Below are 18,689 nucleotides of genomic sequence, written 5' to 3'. Positions count from 1 at the left end.
ATCTTATTGAGGAGTTGAAACTTTCGACGAGTGGCCTTGTCCATTAGTTAAAGAAGGTTAAATAGCCCAACCTCAATAGGATATGTGCGTAAGAAATAAGTAAGTAATAAATCCTCTTCATATTTACTTAGGTTTAGAATTAAGGAGCTTTCGAGCTCCTTTTTCTATTTTCACGGTATAATACCTAAGTATGCTCACCTCTGCTCGAACATTTTTCGGTACGGAAGTAGATAATAGTCCATTGGTTCTTTTCCGAATGGTGTTTGGCTTCTTAGCTGCGGCAGAAAGTTTTGGTGCAATTTTTACCGGCTGGATAGATAAGACGTTCATTGCTCCGGACTTCACATTTACCATGATAGGTTTGGAATGGCTTCAGCCATTAGATGGAAATGGCATGATTTACTATTTCATAGTGATGGGCACTGCCGCTCTTTGTATTATGCTGGGGCTATTCTACCGAACGGCAACATTCTTATTTTTTAGCATGTGGACAGTCGTTTACCTCATGCAAAAAACTCACTACAATAATCATTATTACTTATTGGTATTGTTAAGTGTGGCTATGATGTTGCTACCAGCACATAAAAGCAGGTCATTGGATGCGAAATGGGGACTTACGATACCCAAAGAAACATGCGCCAGGGCGTGTCATTGGTTTTTTATTCTTCAAATCCTGATTGTTTACGTATATGCCAGCATCCACAAAATGCATTGGGACTGGCTGCAAGCCCGGCCTTTAGATATATGGTTTAGCTATAAAGCAAACTACTGGTTGATTGGACCGCTGCTTCAGGAAAAATGGGTACAATATTCCGTTGCATGGGGCGGTGTGGTTTACGATGGGATGATCGTTTTTTTACTTCTCTATCCTAAAACAAGAAAATTAGGTTTTGGCCTCTCCATATTTTTCAATCTCTTCAATTCGATAGTTTTTCAGATAGGAATCTTTCCATATTTGATGATTGGTCTGACGGTTTTCTTTTTTCCTCCGGATGTAGTTCGCAACATCTTTTTTAAGAATAAACCTAAAGTATATCCGATACGAAAAAAGCCTTCTTTGGCATGGACTTATGTGCTTTCTATTTATTTCTTAATTCAAGTGATATTGCCCTTAAGACACCACTTTATCGAGGGAGATGTTTCGTGGACAGAAGAAGGACACAGGCTGTCATGGCGCATGATGTTGCGTGCAAAATCCGGATACATGAAAGTGTACGTAGAAGACAAGAACACAGGAGATCGTGAGAAGCTTAACTTAGCCAAATATGTCTCTCGAGACCAGTTATCGTCACTTTCTGTGCAGCCGGATATGATATGGCAACTTGCTCAACGATTGAAAAATGAATATGAAGCAAAAGGAAAAGATGTGGCAGTCTACACGGATGCAAAAGTTTCATTGAATGGCCACCCGAGAAAACCACTGATAGATAAGGAGGTGGATCTTACCACTGTACCCTGGGACACATTCAAACACTCCGACTGGATTTTAACTTACGATACTTATGATTGATTTAAGAAGCGATACCATTACTAAACCCACTAAAGAAATGTTGGAAGCGATGATGAGCGCAGAGGTAGGAGATGATGTATTTGGAGATGATCCAACTGTAAATACGCTTCAGAAAAAGATAGCCGAGATGTTTGGTGTGGAAGATGCAATTTATTGCCCTTCGGGCACCATGACCAATCAAATAGCAATGCGAATTCACACTCGTCCTCAAGATGAGGTGATCTGTCATAAGTATTCACATGTGTACTTGTATGAAGGAGGAGGGATGATGTCCAATTCAATGGTGTCACCCAAGCTTTTGGATGGCGACCGGGGAAGGATCACTGCAGAACAAGTCGCTGATAGTATAAATCCTGATGATATTCATTTCCCAAAATCAAAATTGGTGGTGCTGGAGAATACGATGAATAAAGGAGGAGGGGCTATCTACGACATTGCAGAGATTGAAAAAATAAAAAAGGTTTGCGATGAAAATGATCTTAAACTGCATCTGGATGGTGCTCGGTTTTTCAACGCGATAGTAAAAACAGATGAAGATCCGAAAGCATACGGGAAACTATTCGACACCATTTCCATCTGCTTTTCTAAGGGGTTGGGGGCACCTGTTGGATCTGTTTTGCTAGGCACTTCAGAACAGATCAAGGAGGGCAGGCGAGTGCGCAAGGTTTTTGGTGGCGGAATGCGTCAGGCCGGGTACCTCGCCGGAGCTTGTATTTACGCATTAGATCACCACGTGGATCGATTGGGAGAAGACCATCAGAGGGCACAAAAAATTGGAGAAATTTTAAGTGAGTTACCCTTTATTGAAGAAGTGATGCCTGTCGATACCAATATTGTGATTGGCAGATTGATAGATGGAAAGTCTGAGAAGTGGTTATTGGATGAACTAGAAAAGCAAGGCATTCTAGCGGTTGGTTTTGGCAAAGGACTGGTAAGATTTGTCACTCATCTTGATTTTGATGACGAAGATCTGGATCATTTCACTTCGTCGATTCGTACGATTGTTGCTTGATTTACCATGTTAGTCCGCTTTTACATAGGGGTAGATTTAGATCTGAATTGTTCAGTATTAAAAGCGTTTGGTTATGAAAAATCTGTTTTGGTTGATTGTATTTCTTTCATTTTCGTGTGGTTCGGATGATAGTAAAGATCAGGGACCTAATGTAATTATAGACGAAGCACTCTATGCTCAAACACAAACCAATAACTACACCATTACGGAAGCTTCCATTGAGGGGGATGTTCTCAGAATCACCATTCAGTCCTCTGGCTGTGACGGTAGCCTATGGAAAGCTAAGCTTGTAGATTCAGGTGCGATTGCGGAATCATATCCCGTGCAGAGATTCGCTAAGGTTTCACTTACTAACACGGAGATGTGTGATGCCATTGTTACCAGAAACTTCACGTTTGATATAACGCCATTAAGAGTAGAAGATCAATTGTATTTAAATCTGGAGGGTTGGAACGATCAACTACATTATGATTTTTGATGCTTCCTTTTGAGTGTCACAAGGTAAACCCCTGTGAATACGAAAAATGCAGCAATAAGGTGCTTAAGTAGAAAAACCTCACTAAAGAATAGGATGGCCGTGAGAGTAGCAAATATGGGCTGAAGGTAAATAAAGGAGCCAACTACAGACGAGTTTACCCGAACTAAAGTCCAGGCATTGAGAAAATAAACCAGGACTGTCACCACGACAATGGTATAAGTCATACTCCACCAGACTTTTGGTGGAAAAGATGAAAAATCTGCTGCGCTCACTTGATGGAATCCGACCGGGATCACAAATAATATAGCGATGGTAAAAACCCACGTGACTACTGTCATTGGCTGATACTTTTTCATTAGTGGCTTCACCAGCACAAGGTAGCAAGCATAGCTGGTCCCATTTATAAATACCAGAATATCCCCTCGCCAATCTCCTGAAGTTAACAGAGCATCAGGTTGATATAGAATAATCACCGCTCCAATAAGACCGAGAATCACACCAATAATTTTTGTTCGGGTGATTTTTTCACCAATTAGTAGAGATGCCCAGATCAATACCAAAACAGGCGTGAGCGTCATAATGATGGAGCCATTGACAGCAGAAGTGAGGCTTAAACCTTTATAAAATAGGAGTTGATTTACAGCCACACCAGTAAAAGCACAAAGAGCCAACATCCATCCATCTTCCTTCCAATTTATTTTTTCTCTATTGAATGAATGTATGATCCAGAAAATCGCTGATGCAACGACCACACGAAAAACGATGAACCCATAAGGGCCTACATACTCAGGGACAACAATTTTCAGTACACTGTAATTAACCCCATAAAAAAGGCTGACCAGCGTTAGGGCTACATATGTTTTTATTATGTCCCAATTCACGCTGCAAATGTATGGTGAGAGCCAAAGGAGTTTTCTTAATTTTAGAAAATGTTTCAAGACACATCCCCTCTTGCCGAACGCATGCGGCCCTCCAAACTCTCTGACCTGGTGGGTCAGGAACACCTGGTTGGTGATAATGGCGTATTGAAAAGAGCGATTAATTCCGGTCAGGTTCCATCTATGATTTTGTGGGGACCTCCGGGAACCGGGAAGACCACCATCGCAAACATTATCGCTAATGAAGTCAAAAGACCATTTCATACGCTGAGTGCAATTAGTGCAGGGGTAAAAGAAGTTCGGGAAGTCATTCAGCTAGCAAGTCGTGGGAACAAAGCGATTCTCTTCATAGATGAGATTCACCGGTTCAATAAGGCACAACAAGATGCGCTGCTTGGTGCGGTTGAAAAAGGAACGATCACGTTAATTGGCGCTACCACTGAGAACCCAAGCTTTGAAGTGAATTCGGCCTTAATCTCACGCTCTCAGGTATATACCCTCAATGCACTCACAAAAGAAAATCTGCTAACCCTGGTAGAGAAAGCACTTCAGCAAGATGAAGAGCTGAAGAAAGAGGAGGTGATGCTTAAAGAAACTGAAGCGCTTTTTAACCTTTCAGGAGGGGATGGTAGGAAGCTTCTGAATTTGCTGGAGCTGGTCATCAAAAGCGATGAAGGGAAACAAAAGATCATCACTGATGAAAAGGTGATTGAAGCAGCTCAGCGTAAAACAGTACTTTATGACAAGAAAGGAGAGATGCATTATGATGTTATTTCTGCCTTTATAAAATCCATTCGAGGCAGTGACCCGAATGCTGCTGTTTATTATTTAGCCCGGATGATTGAAGGTGGGGAGGATGTGAAGTTCATTGCTCGCCGGTTGGTCATACTCGCTTCTGAAGATATTGGAAATGCAAATCCTACAGCCCTTGTCATGGCTACCAACGCGTTTCAGGCAGTCAATATGATTGGCTATCCAGAGTCGAGAATTATTCTTTCACAATGTGTGACCTATTTAGCGTCATCCCCAAAAAGCAACGCCAGCTATATGGCCATCAATCAGGCCCAGTCCCTGGTTCAGAAAACAGGAGATTTACCCGTACCAATGGCTATTCGTAATTCGCCTACCAAACTAATGAAGGATCAGGGGTATGGAAAGGGGTATAAGTATGCGCATGATCATCCGATGAATTTTGCAGAAATGGAGTTTCTCCCGCAAGAGATTGAAGGTACTAAACTGTATGATCCAGGTAAAAATGCACGAGAGGAGGAACTTCGAAAGTTCCTGCGAACAAGGTGGAAGGAGAAATATGGGTATTAGGACTGTTCCTTAATTTTTGATGATTGTGTGAATTGATTTCCGGCCATCAACGATCACCTCTATGTGATAGATATTGTCTTTAAGGTTTGATATATCCAGATTCAATTTGCCAGAATCTAATTTACTAGAGAAGACTATTATCCCTTTGAGATCCAATATTCGGATAAATACCTCCTTTGGTACTTCATCTAATCCAATAGATAATTCTCCATGATTAGGGTTAGGATAGATAGTTGTAGTAAGCCCAATTTTGTCAAAATCAACCGATATAATAGGCGAATACTCATAGCTTCCGTTGAAGTCTATTTGCTTCAATCGATAAAATTGAATTCCTCTCTCAGGATAAAGGTCTGAAAAATTATATGTAATTAATTCAGTAGAGTTTCCTGAACCTTCGACACTGCCTATAGTGGACCAGAAACTCCCATCCAATGATTTCTCAATGATGAAGCGATCATTATTAATTTCTTGAGCAGTTTTCCATATGAGTTTAATTCTATCTTCAAATGCAATTCCCTCAAACGAAATTAAGTCAACGGGTAAAGGTGTATTCAGAATAGTCGCAACGGATTCTCCCCGACCGGACCCACTTGTAAATATGAAACTCAAATCTGAGCCTTCTAATGCAATGGATAATTGCCGGATACCATCACTGCCATTGCCATTACCACTCAGAAAAAGCACACCAAGATCGTCATCATCGAGTGCTACATGGAGCGCCGGAAATCCAAACATTCCGTCTCCATCTCCACTAAAAAATGGTTGACTTAAATCAACACCATTAGCTGACAAGTGAAGCTGTCTTAAACTTTCAAATCCTGCACCATCACTACTAAAGAAAATCGGACTGAGGTTGCTTCCGTCCAATGCTTCCGACAATTCGTAGAAGACAACATCCCCATTTCCATTGCCTCCGAAAAACGGAGGCCCTACATAGGCTCCATTTAGGTCAACGGAAAAAGTTGAAAACAGATAATCACCTCTCCCACTCCCACTAAAAAAAATCACATTAAGGTTCTGCCCATTTAGTGAAGAGTTTCTTGTGATTAAGTGGATATCACCGTTACCTGTACCTCCACTGAATCGGGCATTCAAGTTGTCACCGTTCAATGATCTACCAAATTCATTGAATAGAAAATATCCATATCCATCACCACCATTATAGAGGACATTTAGTCCCTGCCCATTTAGCGTGGTTTGTTCACGGTCAAATGTACTTCCATGCCCATCCCCTCCATTGTAGAGAGCACTTAAACTCGTACCGTCTAAAGAAAAATCAACGATCTCAAAATCATCAATACCAGCTCCATTCCCACCAACAAATTGAGAAAAAAGGAAGCAGGGGGTTAAAAAAATAAGGGTCGTGATCGACTTCATGATGAAATCAATCAATTAGGATCGACACGGGCACCTCTGCCACCGTAGTAGCTTACTCTTGAAGCTATGGTTAATGCAGCATCAATTCTGTCTGATATTCTTAGTCTGGAAGAGCCCTCAAACCAATCCCCACCCCTTTCTCCAATTCCATCACCAGTTGTGGCAGGCCAGTTTGTTACATCAGCGTCTCCTGATGCATCAATAGCTCCATCTCCATGGAGTCCAGTAAATGATCTTCCGTTAGTTCTGCCAACGGATACGTATCGTTCCTTTAGGTTCCCAGATAATTCCATTACCCCATAGAATGATGCCCCGGAGGTTTCTCGCCCGGTGTTAGAGCCATTGGCAGCAAAGATTCCATTGCGTAGAGGTCCATCAATGGCTCCATCAGATGTATCATAAGAAGCATTGCCGCCAGCAGAATAATTGGTGGCAATTCCCTCATCGATTGCACCTGCATTGCTTAATGTGTAAGCGTTACTTACTAGTGTGGTTGTGCCCCAAGCGTACTCATTTGGTTCCGGGGTTAATGTGCCTCTGGCAATTTTTTCGTATTCTAATTCTGTCATTGGGCGGAGAGCAGACCAGTCGAGGTATGCTGCAAGATCAGCCCAACTTAGAAAATTACATGCTATATATGGTGTTGAAGTGCTGTAAACTCCTCCTGAAACAATAATTCCATGTCTATTAGCAGTTTGACCAGGATACCGCGCGGTTCCTTGTGTCCCATCAATGGTATTCAAGAAATCAACATATCCTTGCTGACTGATTTCATACTTCATGACATAGATTGCATCAAACCCTTTCGGAAATTCTGCCGCTAGTGTCCCAGTTGCACCTATTGTGTTGTCGCCTGAGGTAGATGTGCCATATAATTCACCAGTGCCAGTACCGATGGTTAGTGCACCTTCCGAAGTAATTTGAAGCGGTACAGGATCACCACCTCCATAATCTCCTTCGGTAAAGCTACCAGACTCACTGCCACCACTACCAACAAAAAAGCTGGCTTGTGGGATATTAACCATTTCTATTGCGAAAACTTTGATATCTACACCGTCATTATCATCCACACCGTTTTCACCATAGTTCCATCGAAGCTGAACACCCGTTAGATTGATAGTACCACTTCCGTCAGCATCCCTATAAATAAACACTCCTAATGAAGGGTTTGTAGTTGCGTTGAAACCTGAACTTGGGTCTTCAAGTCCATCGGTGATGGTACTTCCAGCAGGTGCAGCGTGAGTTGCCGCTTCCAACCAGGCATGTTGCCAGTCCCCACTTCCCACTCGGTATTTTACAAAGACCCATACAGCATCCCAGTTGGCTGGTCCTGCGCTTACACGCCAGGAATTTTCCCATGTGATGTCAAACTGGACAAATGTGAAGTCGCTCGCAGCATCCTGACCTGTTAGCGTCACATTACTAACAGTCACATTGTTAGAATAGCTTAGGTGAAATGATAAAAAAGCAATGAGTAGACATAGATGTCTAAGTGTGTTTTTTAGGTGGTTTTTCATGGTGATAGAATTTTATAGCTTTTTGAATTTATAGAAAAACTCTAATAGATCATTGCCAAACGATCAGATTTTCAGTTGATTAAATGAGACAAAGCAGTTTTATAGGATTAAAAACAGATTTCTTTTGACAAAAAATAGTTGATTACTTTTTTAAAATTGGGACATGTAGAGTTTCCGATCTTAGATCCACGTAAAAATGCACGAGAGGCGAAAGTTTCTTAAAGCAAGGTGGAAAGAGAAATATGGGTATTAGATAATTACACCTTTTTAAGCACCCAAAATCCAAGGATGGATATGGCCAGGCACAGTGGTGAAAAGAAAAAGTAGTCCAAAGTAGCAAATTCACTGGTTCGCATACTTTTGAAAAAACCGACGTACTTAAAATCTCCAATAGCCCTGAAAAGAAATATTAATGGGATGACCCATAGCAGAGGTTTACGGATCCAATAAATTATGTTGAATGAAATCAAGTCTGTTTGAAGCAGGTAGAAGATTCCGAATAGGAGCAAGCCGATACCTACTATAAAGCAATCAATGGCAGTCGGACTCAAAACCGGGTTGTTATTGCTATCTACAGGGATGGCGCTCGTAAACGCCCATCTTCCACCAAAACCCCAGTAGAAATGAATGATGGCTAAGACAAGAAACAGCGTCATTAATGTTGAACAAATGATCATCGACTTATGTGATAGCATCTTTTTTACATCTTAAATGCCACCCCAAATTTCAAGACTAGCAAATCAGTCGTTGATTCTCTTGGCCGGTTCTCATAGGATAAGTTATCTCCAGAAACAGTTTCTCGATCATAGGAGTTGGGGTCGCCGTTGAATTCTACCGTCCAGGAAGAAGTATCATCTCCGTCATAGTACTGAGCTCTTTGTCCTTTGAAGAAGTTAGCTCTTAAATCAATGAATACACTTGGTCCTACTTTGATTAGGAATCCACCACCATACCCGTAGCTAAAAATCCAGTCATCCAGCACCGTCTTTCTGGAGATCACATTGTCATCGTCATCATCGGACCACCTGCCATCATCCGATCGATCCACAATTTTGGTATTCGTAGAGATATATCTGAATCCAATCAGTCCTTCAGCATATGGCTGAATCAATTCGAAGGGGGCTACTGCACGCATAAATAAATGTGTGCCGAAAATACTATTCGTATTGGTCACCCTTAAAGGAATAACCAATTGATCTATTAATTGACCATTAGCCACAATATCTGCAGTGAGGTCATGATCCGTCGAATTAAGACCGTAAACCATGTAATTAATATCTCCTCCCAGATAAATAGGAGTTCCTTTTTGAAATGGGAAAGCAAATGATAAATCTCCTCCGAATCCGGTAGCGTCAGTGTTTTCCCTAAAATCATTTTGAGGCAGACCAAAAGCCAGTGACAAGCTGCCCATTTGTGCAAATAGTGACACTGCTGTAAACAAAAATGTTAGTGTGAGTAGATTTTTTTTCATGATGGGTGTGGTTCGTGATACTTTAGCAAAAATCGTAACTTTTAGACTTATTTCAATTTTCGTACCATGTTAAAACTCATAGGGCCATTTAAGGAAATTATCACACTTTCAGGAGCATCACAAAAAGGGACTCTGGGTGACTCAAACCTTGATATAATCAAAAATGGTGGAGTCATTATTGAAGATGAAAAAATATTGAAAGTTGGCAATTTTGAAGACTTGCGGTCTGAGGCTAATACCATTGAAGAAGTGGAGGGGGACTATATTCTACTGCCTGGGCTTATAGATTGCCACACGCATTTGGTATGGGGAGGCACCAGAGCAAGAGACTATACCCTTCGAATGTCCGGAGAATCTTATGAGAAAATATTAGAGCAGGGTGGAGGTATTTTTGATTCGGTGGAAAAGACCCGAAAAGCTTCTGCAGATGAATTGAGGGAAGGGCTGATAAAAAGAGCAAATCGCCATCTCAATGATGGTGTGACCACTATAGAAGTAAAAAGTGGATATGGACTGAATGTAGAGAATGAGCTAAAGGTGTTGAATGTCGTTAAGAATGCGAAAGCAGATGTAGAAGCAGATTTAATCCCAACCTGCCTGGCAGCACATGTTTGCCCAAAAGAATTCAAGGATAAGAAGGAATTTTTGACTTACCTGGAAAAAGAACTATTGCCACAGCTGCTGGTTAAAGGACTTGCCAATCGCGTAGATATTTTTGTCGAACCCTCTGCGTTTCCGATGGAAATCGCTAAGGAATATATGTTGGCAGCTAAGAATCTGGGTTTTGATTTGACCATACATGCTGATCAGTTTCACACAGGAGGTAGTCAGATCGCAGTGGAATTAGGTGCAAAAAGTGCAGACCATTTAGAAGCTAGTACTGACACGGAAGTTGACCTTTTGGCAAAGTCTGACACGGTGGCTGTGGCATTACCCGGAGCGTCCATTGGTTTGGGAATGCAGTTTACGCCAGCACGAAAACTGCTGGATGCAGGTGCATCTGTAGCCATTTCCACTGATTGGAATCCGGGATCAGCACCTATGGGTGATTTATTGGTTCAGGCAGCTATTTTGGGTATCTATGAAAAATTATCTTCTGCTGAAATCTTTTCAGGGATCACTTTCAGAGCTGCAAAAGCACTGGGGTTAGATGATCGTGGTAAAATAGCTGCAGGAATGAAAGCAGATTTGATTGCTTTTCCTGTGGATGATTATCGAGAAATCTTATATAATCAAGGGAAGGTGAAGCCCGATTTGGTTTGGAAGAATGGAAAACAAGTAAAGCATGTATAAGCCCGGCAATAAGTCGACTTGGAAAGGAAGACAAGACCCTGGTTCGATTCGGGATGTTTGGCACCAGATAGTGGAAGTAGGTGATCTGAATGCGAATGTTCCGGCTGGCATTAATTTTCTCGGGTTTTGCTCTGATTTGGGAGTTAAAAGAAACCTGGGGAGAACAGGTGCTGTAGAGGGACCCGATGCGATCCGTAAAGCAATGGTGAATCTGGCGATCCATTTTGATGATGAAATACGATTAACAGATGTAGGAGATGTTGTAGTTAGTGGTGATCAATTGGAAAACGCGCAGAAGGAGTTTGGCAGGTATGTAACAAGCATTGTTAAAAATGGATCATTTCCTATTTTACTCGGTGGTGGTCATGAGATCAGCTATTCTCACGGAAAAGGTGTTTTGGATGCCTTTCCTGATAAGAAAATTGGAATGATCAATTTTGATCCTCATTTTGATCTTAGACAATACTTTCAGGGTGCACATTCAGGTAGCTGGGCGCGTCAACTTTTTGAAGAAAGTGAAAACTTTCATTACCTACCCATAGGCATTAATGAAGCAGTAAACATTGCTTCAATGTTTGAATTGATGCGCGAGAAAAATCAATCCTTCATTTCCATGGAAGAATTATTAGAAGATTCAACAGAAGAGCTATTTGCTCGAATTGACTACTTTATGGATGAGATGGATGTGATCTGTATTACCCTTGATTTGGATGTATTTTCTGCAGGGATAGCTCCTGGTGTAAGTGCAGCAAACCCTTATGGGGCTTTACCGCATCATATTAAGCCATTGATGAACAAAATTTTGCAATCTGAAAAAGTGGTCAGCTTTGATGTGGCCGAGATGAGTCCACAATACGATGACGGACGAACAGCTAAGCTTGCAGCAAGTTTTATTTATGATGTGGTTATGAGATAACTGCAGTTGCCTCAATCTCAATAAACATATCTTTTTCAATTAGTGAGCTTACTTCTACCATGGTCGTTGCGGGCTTGATTTCACCGAAAAATTCTCCATGTGCCTTACCAATTGCTGCCCATTGAGCGATATCCGTTACAAACATTCTTGTTCGTACCACGTCCTCTAGCTTTCCTCCTGCCTTCTCAATGGTAGATTTGATGATTTCAAGACATATTTTGGTTTGCTCGTAGGGACTGTCACCAACAGTTTTGCCATTTCGAACCGGGGCTGTGCCAGATACTTCAATGGTGTTACCAATACGCACAGCTCGGGAATAACCAACCTCATCTTCCCAGGGTGCTCCAGAAGGGATGTTTTGTCTCATTCCTATAAAAATAAAAAAGTCCGATTCGAAAAACCGGACTTTTACACTTTAATTCCAATGAATTTTTAGTTGTCTTTATGCACATGTACATCCATTTGAGGAAATGGAATATTCAATCCTACCTCGTTGAACTTGTTATATATCCTTTCGTTCATATCGAATTTCAACGGCCAGTAATTGCCTGCTTCTACCCATAATCTTACTGTAAAGTTCACCGAACTGTCTGCAAGCTCAGCTACCGCTATAAATGGTTCCGGGTCTTTGAGAATACGATCATCGGCATTGATCAATTCCATCAATGTTTCCCTGGTCTTCTCGGTGCTATCACCGTATCCTACTCCAACGGTAAGATCTAATCTTCTTTTGGGCTCTGTTGAGTAGTTAGTTAAGGATGAATTAGCTAGCGGACCATTTGGAATGATAATCGTTTTATTATCCGGAGTTTTTAGAATGGTATGGAAAATCTGTATGGCATGAACGGTACCTGAATGACTTGATGTGTCAACCCAATCACCTACTTTAAATGGTTTTATTAATAAAATGATGACACCTCCGGCGAAGTTTTGTAGTGTGCCTTGAAGCGCAAGACCAACTGCGAGACCTGCCGCACCAATTACAGCCACAAAGCTTGTTGCTTCGATACCCACCATTCCAATTACAGAAATGAAGAGCATTATTTTTAATGCTGTGGATATTAAGGTTTTGAGGAATGGTCTCAATGAAGGGTCAACATCTTTTTTCTGCATGGTCCTACCCACACCACGTGTGATCATACCAATGATCCACAGACCAAGAATTAAAGTGATTATCGCAGCAATTACTTTAGGTCCCCAGGTCATTACTATATCAATAGCTAGTTGTGTGTATTTAGAGGCTTCAGAAGCTACTTCTTCCATGTTGAGTTAGGTTTTGAATTTAAAAAATTGTTCTAGGGAAAGATACGTAAAAAGAGCCTTTCAAGACTTCTAAGTCCCAAATATGTAACAGGGATGATATTGAAATGTTCATTGTGACAGAGGATTCATTAAAAAAGCTATTTTTGTCGGATTGCGAAAATCGAATATTTGAAATCAAAACCTGATTCATGCGAGAACTTAATGAAATACTAAATCAAATCGATGGTGCCATAGGTGGATCTTCCTGGTTCGTTTACTTACTGCTGGGAACCGGGCTTTTCTTTACGATCTATCTTAAATTTCCTCAAATACGGTATTTCAGATTTGCCTTACGCGTTGTAAGAGGAAAGTTTGATAAAGCCGATGACGAAGGAGATGCTTCTCACTTCCAGGCGTTGGCGACTGCTCTTTCAGGGACGGTGGGAACAGGAAATATTGGAGGTGTTGCTTTGGCTGTGCACTTAGGTGGTCCTGCAGCATTGTTTTGGATGCTAGTGACAGCAGTGCTTGGTATGACAACCAAGTTTGTGGAGGTAACACTATCGCATAAATACCGAGAAAAAGTGGGTGACGGAATTTCAGGTGGTCCGATGTACTACATGAAGAAGCGATTGAACATAACCACTAAGTCAGGGAAGGTCATAAAGACCGGATACTTTTTAGGAGGTTTGTTTGCTGTTGCAACAATCATGTCCTCATTTGGAACAGGAAATCTGCCACAAATAAATAATATTGCCAATTCAGTCTTCACAACTTTTGGAGTAGAACAATGGATAACAGGTGCAGTCCTGGCAGTCTTACTTGCTGCAGTAATTCTTGGTGGGATTAAGCGAATTGTTAAAGTGACGGAAAAAATTGTTCCGTTTATGGCTGTGGTTTATGTCATAGGAGCTTTATCAGTGATTTTCTATAATGCAGGTAATATCCTGCCATCAGTAGTTGCAATTTTTGTTGATCTTTTCTCAGGTAGTGCAGCCATGGGTGGTTTCCTTGGTGCTAATCTTGCCTTTGCCTTTAACAGAGGGGTAAATAGAGGATTATTTTCAAATGAAGCAGGTCAGGGTTCAGCACCTATTGCTCACTCTGCAGCACGTGCACACGAGCCGGTATCGGAAGGTATGGTGGCTATTCTTGAGCCATTCATTGATACAATTATCATTTGCACAATTACAGGTCTGGTTCTTTTATCATCTGGAGCCTGGGCAAAAAAATATGAAAATGAACTTCAGTACTCAGATATTATCGTATTTGCGGAGGCATATGATGAGAACAATGAAGCGGATAAGTTGGTTGTGAAAAATCACCTGATTCAAGAGGAGCCTGCCCCATTATTTACCGGATATTTAAACGTATCAGAAGGAGTAATTCAAAATCCTGTAACAGTTATTGCTGCCGAATCTTTTGCAGAAAATGTGAGGATGAAACTTAATGAGAAGCCATACACAGGCAGTATCAGTGTGATCAATGGGAGCATATCAGGTGAAGTTGATGTGACTATAACAGGAAAATCACTTCTACATAGTGCTCCGCTGACTACTGTGGCATTTAATGAAGGGTTCTTTGGTGATTATGGAAAATACATCGTATCCATAGGGTTGATTTTGTTCGCCTTTTCTACAGCGATTAGTTGGTCATACTATGGTGGGCGAGCAACCACCTACCTTTTTGGCACGAAGTATATCATCATTTATAAAATCGTATACGTTGTTGGATTCTTCATCGCCTCATTCGCAGATACTACTATCATTTGGACATTGGCCAATATCACGATTGCGTTAATGACCATTCCTAACCTGATTGGAATTCTGATTATGCACAGAGAAATGAAACAAACTGTGGGTGATTACTGGAAAGACTTTAAGCTGGAATGGCCGGATGAAAAGACACCTGAGTAATTTTTGTGCCATGAGTATGATCCTACTTACTGTCCAATGTAAGCAGGATTCACCAACTCCTGATGCGGTAATAGAGATAGCTAGCTTTTCTGAGTTGATCGAGGTAGTAATGGAATCTGACTCTGCTGATCAAGTCGTGTTGACAGAGGGTTTTATGGATACTGTGGAGGCACCTTATATCGAGGAAAAATCGAATGCCTATTTCTTGTACTATGGTGATGCAAGTAGTGTTCAGGTAGCCGGCGATTTTAATGGATGGAATCCATCAGGAAGGAGTTTCACCAAACTTGGCAAAACGAACTTATGGTATAGAAAAGAAGCTTTCGAATCAAACGCCAGACTTGACTACAAGTTGGTGATTAATGCTTCAAACTGGATTTTGGACCCAAAGAATCCGAATCGAATAGGAGGAGGATTTGGGCCAAACTCCGAATTAGCTATGCCGGATTATATTCAACCGGAAGAAATAAAGTCGAGAGACGGAATAGATAAAGGATCTATTTCAGAATTTCAAATTACCAGTACCCATACAGGGAAGACATACGATGTGCACCTCTATTTACCGGCTTCTTATAGTGAGTCGAACGAATATCCTGTTGCATACTTTCAAGATGGATCTGACTATCTAAATTTGGCAAGCACACAGAATGTGCTAGATAACCTCATCGCTGATAACAAGATCACTCCAACCATTGGTGTTTTTGTAGTTCCAAATGACCGAAACATTGAGTATGCCTTTGATGACCGTTTCAAATACACCGATTTCTTTGTAAATGAGTTGGTGCCTTACATTGATGGCAACTATAGCACAGATGCATCGGCATCATCCAGAGCTGTAATAGGCGATTCGTATGGAGGAAATATTTCAGCAATCATTGCTTTTCAAAACCCTGAAGTATTCGGGAATTGCGGCATTCATTCAGGGGCATTCCAGCCTAATAATTTTCACACTAATGGTATTGTGATGGATGGAGTGAAAAAGGATATAAAAGTGGCGACTATATGGGGAACCTATGAGGGAAGTTCTTTGCCTCCGAATATGCGAAAAGTAAAAAACTACCTCATCGAAACAGGTTATGATGTAATCTGGAAAGAGCTTCCGGAAGGCCATAGCTGGGGTCTATGGAGAGCTACAACCGACGATATACTCGAGTTCTTTTTTCCGGCTAATTAATTTTTAACCCTAATTACGCGATAGGCGTAATTTGCACTGACGAATTGGTCAGTATTAAAACTGTGGCTGGAGGGTCATCAGAAGACGAAAACTCTGCTTTGTCTGGATTAGCCCGTGACGTTAAGTCAGGGTGTGAGCGTCCGGGTTTAATGCCGTTTGGTTAAGAAAAATTTTCAGTAATTTGATTGAAACCCCTGACCCCTATAGGGGAAATGACTTAAACCCGTAAGCCATCCCTTTAGGGACTGAGGGTAAGAAAGTCTTAACAAAACGGCATTGATTCCGGGTTTAAAGAATATTAGTAGTTTACCGGATTGGACTTTAAATAACCTTTGGATACTAAGTCCATTAGATCAGTTGGAATATCAAAAACCTACTAATTTTATACTAATTAGTAGGTTTTAGTAGTTAATCCTGTCCATACTTAGGGTTTCCTTCAGCAAAGGATTTGAAGTCTTCCATGAATGCTTGTGTTTGCTTCTTGAAAGGCTTTTTACCCATAAAGAAAGCCATGATTTTCATGAAACCTGAGAATTTGAACTCTGCTTCAGAAATCCATCGTGTCTTCCCACCTTCGTCCTTAAAATAGTTTTTTTGAATATTGACTACACCTTTCGTTGTGTAGTTGCCATGAAATTCATCCGGGAGCTGCCGAAACGTTATTGTTTCTATCAATTCCATTTTGCGATTCCCGAAATCATACTTGATGATTGATTCAGCACCAGGTTTTCCCGGCTCACCCGAAACATGCTCAAAGCTTTTAAATCCTTTTTGCCAGTATTTCATGTTGTCTGGGTTGTCAAATAGATTGATCACCTCATCCCGAGGCTTATCAATGACGACTTCACATGTGTATTTCATAGTAGCTTGTTTAGGTCAATGATAGAATGTCTCTTAAAAGTTAGAAAGTTTTTCTAAAAAATCACCTGAAAGTATGATCACTTCTTTTTGGAGGATTTCGCTTCTTTATTGAATTCCAGACATTGATCTACCCACTCACTAAGCTCATCATCGTTATCCCAACCTGCCGGGTTGACGTATAAATATCCTTTCATGGGACGTTTGGTGAAATCCATCACCCGTGCATAGGGTTTATCTAAAAACCGCTGATATTCATGAGGCCCGACTCTGGCCATGAGGTCATCCTTAATGACTCCAATACACATTTTATCATCGACCATAATGCACAACCCTCCCATCATTTTCTTTTCCTCAAAGACGACCTTACGCTCTTTCAGTGACTGACGTAATTTATCAGCTAAGAATTCATTGAATGCCATTGTATAAAGGTAAAAAATGCTTGTTCAATTTTCGGTTGTACCTTGATGCCCATGTTCTCTACTTTTGATTCATGATTTCAGCACGCCCATCTACTGACGAAATGTATCAGGCACTACTGGACAAAAACTCTCACTATGAGGGAGTATTTATTGTAGGAGTAAAGACTACAGGGATATTTTGCAGACCAACTTGCCCTGCACGAAAGCCAAAGTATGAAAACGTAGAATTTTTTCATAACACGAAGGAAGCTCTTATCAATGGATACCGCGCCTGTAAAGTCTGCCGCCCAATGAAGAGCTATCAATCTGCACCAGACTGGTTAATACCACTTTTAAAAGCAGTTGAAGAGGAGCCGTCCAAAAAGTGGAAAGATTTTGAATTGAGCCAGCTTGGATTTAGTCCAAGTAGAGTGAGGAGGTATTTTAAGAAAACGCATGGCATTACTTTTCAAGCATACTTACGGATGAGCAGGATTAACGAGGCGTTCTTAAAAATAAAGGAAGGTCAGACCGTGACACAATCAGCCTTTCAGCATGGATATGATTCACTCAGTGGCTTTTCAGATACATTTAAAAACATGACAGGATTTTCCCCCGGCACACAAGGACAAATCATTACTATCAATCGCATTGCAACACCATTGGGCCCCATGATGATTGGCGTGACAGATGCGGGTTTGTGTTTGCTGGAGTTTACTGATCGCAAGATGCTGGAGACACAACTTGATGTATTGAAGAAGCGAATGCAATCGGAGATGATCACAGGAAAGCATCCTTTGATTGATAAGGTCAGTGCCCAGTTAGACGAATATTTCAATGGGAAAAGAAAATCCTTTGATTTACCTCTGGCGGTACCGGGTACCGACTTTCAGCAAAAAGTTTGGAATGCATTGGTCCAAATCCCCTATGGTGTGACACGTTCTTACAAACAGCAGGCAGATGTGGTAGGGGATGTGAAAGCCGTGAGAGCAGTGGCAAGAGCAAATGGTGAGAACCGAATCTCAATCATTATCCCTTGTCACCGCATCATCGGTTCTGATGGCAGCATCGTTGGTTATGGGGGTGGTATCCATCGGAAACAATGGCTCCTTAAACATGAGTTTGAGAATCAGTAAAAAGCAATTGTAGGCCTTTTATCCTTTAACCACAGAGGTCACTGAGTTTTTCACTGAGAGCTCTGAGAGTTCGCAGCGCTTAATATTCCCTAAGAAAATCTAGGTCTCTTAAGCTTCTTCTTTTTCTCAGCGGTTATTTCTCTGATCTCTCTGCGGTTAATCATTCCGCCTTTCCTTCGATGTTAATGGC

General features: G+C 41.2%; 18 protein-coding genes. 9 read left to right on the top strand and 9 right to left on the bottom strand.

What is annotated here, in order from left to right; genetic code table 11:
* The first annotated feature begins 190 nt into the window (after nucleotides 1-190).
* The 3 genes from ACQK2H_RS18505 to ACQK2H_RS18495 all read left to right on the top strand — a co-directional run bounded on the left by ACQK2H_RS18505 (nucleotide 191) and on the right by ACQK2H_RS18495 (nucleotide 3,000).
* Nucleotides 191-1,510, top strand: a complete 1,320-nt coding sequence (locus ACQK2H_RS18505; RefSeq protein ID WP_425392868.1) for an HTTM domain-containing protein — start codon at nucleotides 191-193, stop codon at nucleotides 1,508-1,510.
* Nucleotides 1,503-2,522, top strand: coding sequence for a threonine aldolase family protein (locus ACQK2H_RS18500; RefSeq protein WP_425392867.1), 1,020 nt, complete (start codon nucleotides 1,503-1,505; stop codon nucleotides 2,520-2,522). The genes ACQK2H_RS18505 and ACQK2H_RS18500 overlap by 8 nt, the downstream gene beginning before the upstream one ends.
* Nucleotides 2,523-2,595: 73 nt before the next feature.
* On the top strand, nucleotides 2,596-3,000 hold the full coding sequence (locus ACQK2H_RS18495) for a hypothetical protein (protein ID WP_425392866.1): 405 nt from the start codon (nucleotides 2,596-2,598) through the stop codon (nucleotides 2,998-3,000).
* Here ACQK2H_RS18495 and ACQK2H_RS18490 read toward each other — a convergent pair.
* Nucleotides 2,988-3,881: a DMT family transporter gene (locus ACQK2H_RS18490; RefSeq protein ID WP_425392865.1), complete on the bottom strand. Its 894-nt coding sequence runs from the start codon at nucleotides 3,879-3,881 to the stop codon at nucleotides 2,988-2,990. The genes ACQK2H_RS18495 and ACQK2H_RS18490 overlap by 13 nt on opposite strands.
* 48 nt (nucleotides 3,882-3,929) lie before the next feature.
* Here ACQK2H_RS18490 and ACQK2H_RS18485 point away from each other — a divergent pair, with 48 nt between their 5' ends.
* Entirely contained in the window at nucleotides 3,930-5,198 is a 1,269-nt protein-coding gene (locus tag ACQK2H_RS18485) for a replication-associated recombination protein A (RefSeq protein ID WP_425392864.1), read from the top strand.
* 9 nt (nucleotides 5,199-5,207) lie between these two features.
* Here ACQK2H_RS18485 and ACQK2H_RS18480 read toward each other — a convergent pair whose 3' ends face one another.
* The 4 genes from ACQK2H_RS18480 to ACQK2H_RS18465 form a co-directional block, all read right to left on the bottom strand.
* Nucleotides 5,208-6,575: a T9SS type A sorting domain-containing protein gene (locus tag ACQK2H_RS18480; protein WP_425392863.1), complete on the bottom strand. Its 1,368-nt coding sequence runs from the start codon at nucleotides 6,573-6,575 to the stop codon at nucleotides 5,208-5,210.
* Nucleotides 6,576-6,586: 11 nt separating this feature from the next.
* Nucleotides 6,587-8,092, bottom strand: a complete 1,506-nt coding sequence (locus tag ACQK2H_RS18475; RefSeq protein ID WP_425392862.1) for a hypothetical protein — start codon at nucleotides 8,090-8,092, stop codon at nucleotides 6,587-6,589.
* A 257-nt stretch (nucleotides 8,093-8,349) separates the two neighbouring features.
* A complete protein-coding gene (locus ACQK2H_RS18470; protein WP_425392861.1) occupies nucleotides 8,350-8,787 on the bottom strand; it encodes a DUF3995 domain-containing protein in 438 nt (145 codons plus the stop codon).
* Nucleotides 8,788-8,792: 5 nt separating this feature from the next.
* Nucleotides 8,793-9,563, bottom strand: coding sequence for a hypothetical protein (locus ACQK2H_RS18465; RefSeq protein WP_425392860.1), 771 nt, complete (start codon nucleotides 9,561-9,563; stop codon nucleotides 8,793-8,795).
* 66 nt (nucleotides 9,564-9,629) lie between these two features.
* On the opposite strand from ACQK2H_RS18465, the gene hutI reads away from it, so the two are divergent.
* Both hutI and hutG read left to right on the top strand, forming a co-directional pair.
* Nucleotides 9,630-10,856: an imidazolonepropionase gene (hutI, locus tag ACQK2H_RS18460; protein WP_425392859.1), complete on the top strand. Its 1,227-nt coding sequence runs from the start codon at nucleotides 9,630-9,632 to the stop codon at nucleotides 10,854-10,856.
* Nucleotides 10,849-11,772 carry a formimidoylglutamase gene (gene hutG / locus ACQK2H_RS18455; protein WP_425392858.1) on the top strand — a complete coding sequence of 308 codons (924 nt, stop codon included), beginning with the start codon at nucleotides 10,849-10,851 and terminating at the stop codon, nucleotides 11,770-11,772. Before hutI ends, hutG begins: the two co-directional genes overlap by 8 nt.
* Here the strand turns inward: hutG and ACQK2H_RS18450 are convergent.
* Both ACQK2H_RS18450 and ACQK2H_RS18445 read right to left on the bottom strand, forming a co-directional pair.
* On the bottom strand, nucleotides 11,762-12,139 hold the full coding sequence (locus ACQK2H_RS18450; protein ID WP_425392857.1) for a RidA family protein: 378 nt from the start codon (nucleotides 12,137-12,139) through the stop codon (nucleotides 11,762-11,764). The genes hutG and ACQK2H_RS18450 overlap by 11 nt on opposite strands.
* A gap of 65 nt (nucleotides 12,140-12,204) precedes the next feature.
* On the bottom strand, nucleotides 12,205-13,035 hold the full coding sequence (locus ACQK2H_RS18445; RefSeq protein WP_425392856.1) for a mechanosensitive ion channel family protein: 831 nt from the start codon (nucleotides 13,033-13,035) through the stop codon (nucleotides 12,205-12,207).
* 188 nt (nucleotides 13,036-13,223) lie between these two features.
* On the opposite strand from ACQK2H_RS18445, the gene ACQK2H_RS18440 reads away from it, so the two are divergent.
* Both ACQK2H_RS18440 and ACQK2H_RS18435 read left to right on the top strand, forming a co-directional pair.
* Nucleotides 13,224-14,930, top strand: a complete 1,707-nt coding sequence (locus ACQK2H_RS18440) for an alanine/glycine:cation symporter family protein (RefSeq protein ID WP_425392855.1) — start codon at nucleotides 13,224-13,226, stop codon at nucleotides 14,928-14,930.
* A 10-nt stretch (nucleotides 14,931-14,940) separates the two neighbouring features.
* Complete coding sequence (locus tag ACQK2H_RS18435) at nucleotides 14,941-16,104, top strand: alpha/beta hydrolase-fold protein (RefSeq protein WP_425392854.1); 1,164 nt, start codon at nucleotides 14,941-14,943, stop codon at nucleotides 16,102-16,104.
* Between the two features lie 408 nt (nucleotides 16,105-16,512).
* Here ACQK2H_RS18435 and ACQK2H_RS18430 read toward each other — a convergent pair whose 3' ends face one another.
* Together ACQK2H_RS18430 and ACQK2H_RS18425 are read right to left on the bottom strand one after the other, a co-directional pair.
* On the bottom strand, nucleotides 16,513-16,965 hold the full coding sequence (locus ACQK2H_RS18430) for an SRPBCC family protein (RefSeq protein ID WP_425392853.1): 453 nt from the start codon (nucleotides 16,963-16,965) through the stop codon (nucleotides 16,513-16,515).
* Between the two features lie 77 nt (nucleotides 16,966-17,042).
* Complete coding sequence (locus tag ACQK2H_RS18425) at nucleotides 17,043-17,384, bottom strand: TfoX/Sxy family protein (protein ID WP_425392852.1); 342 nt, start codon at nucleotides 17,382-17,384, stop codon at nucleotides 17,043-17,045.
* A 71-nt stretch (nucleotides 17,385-17,455) separates the two neighbouring features.
* Here ACQK2H_RS18425 and ACQK2H_RS18420 point away from each other — a divergent pair, with 71 nt between their 5' ends.
* Complete coding sequence (locus ACQK2H_RS18420; protein WP_425392851.1) at nucleotides 17,456-18,499, top strand: bifunctional transcriptional activator/DNA repair enzyme AdaA; 1,044 nt, start codon at nucleotides 17,456-17,458, stop codon at nucleotides 18,497-18,499.
* Nucleotides 18,500-18,689: the final 190 nt, after the last annotated feature.

It is taken from the genome of Ekhidna sp., from assembly GCF_965228795.1.
GTDB lineage: Bacteria > Bacteroidota > Bacteroidia > Cytophagales > Cyclobacteriaceae > Ekhidna.
This window is presented reverse-complemented; position numbering and strand designations above follow the sequence as displayed.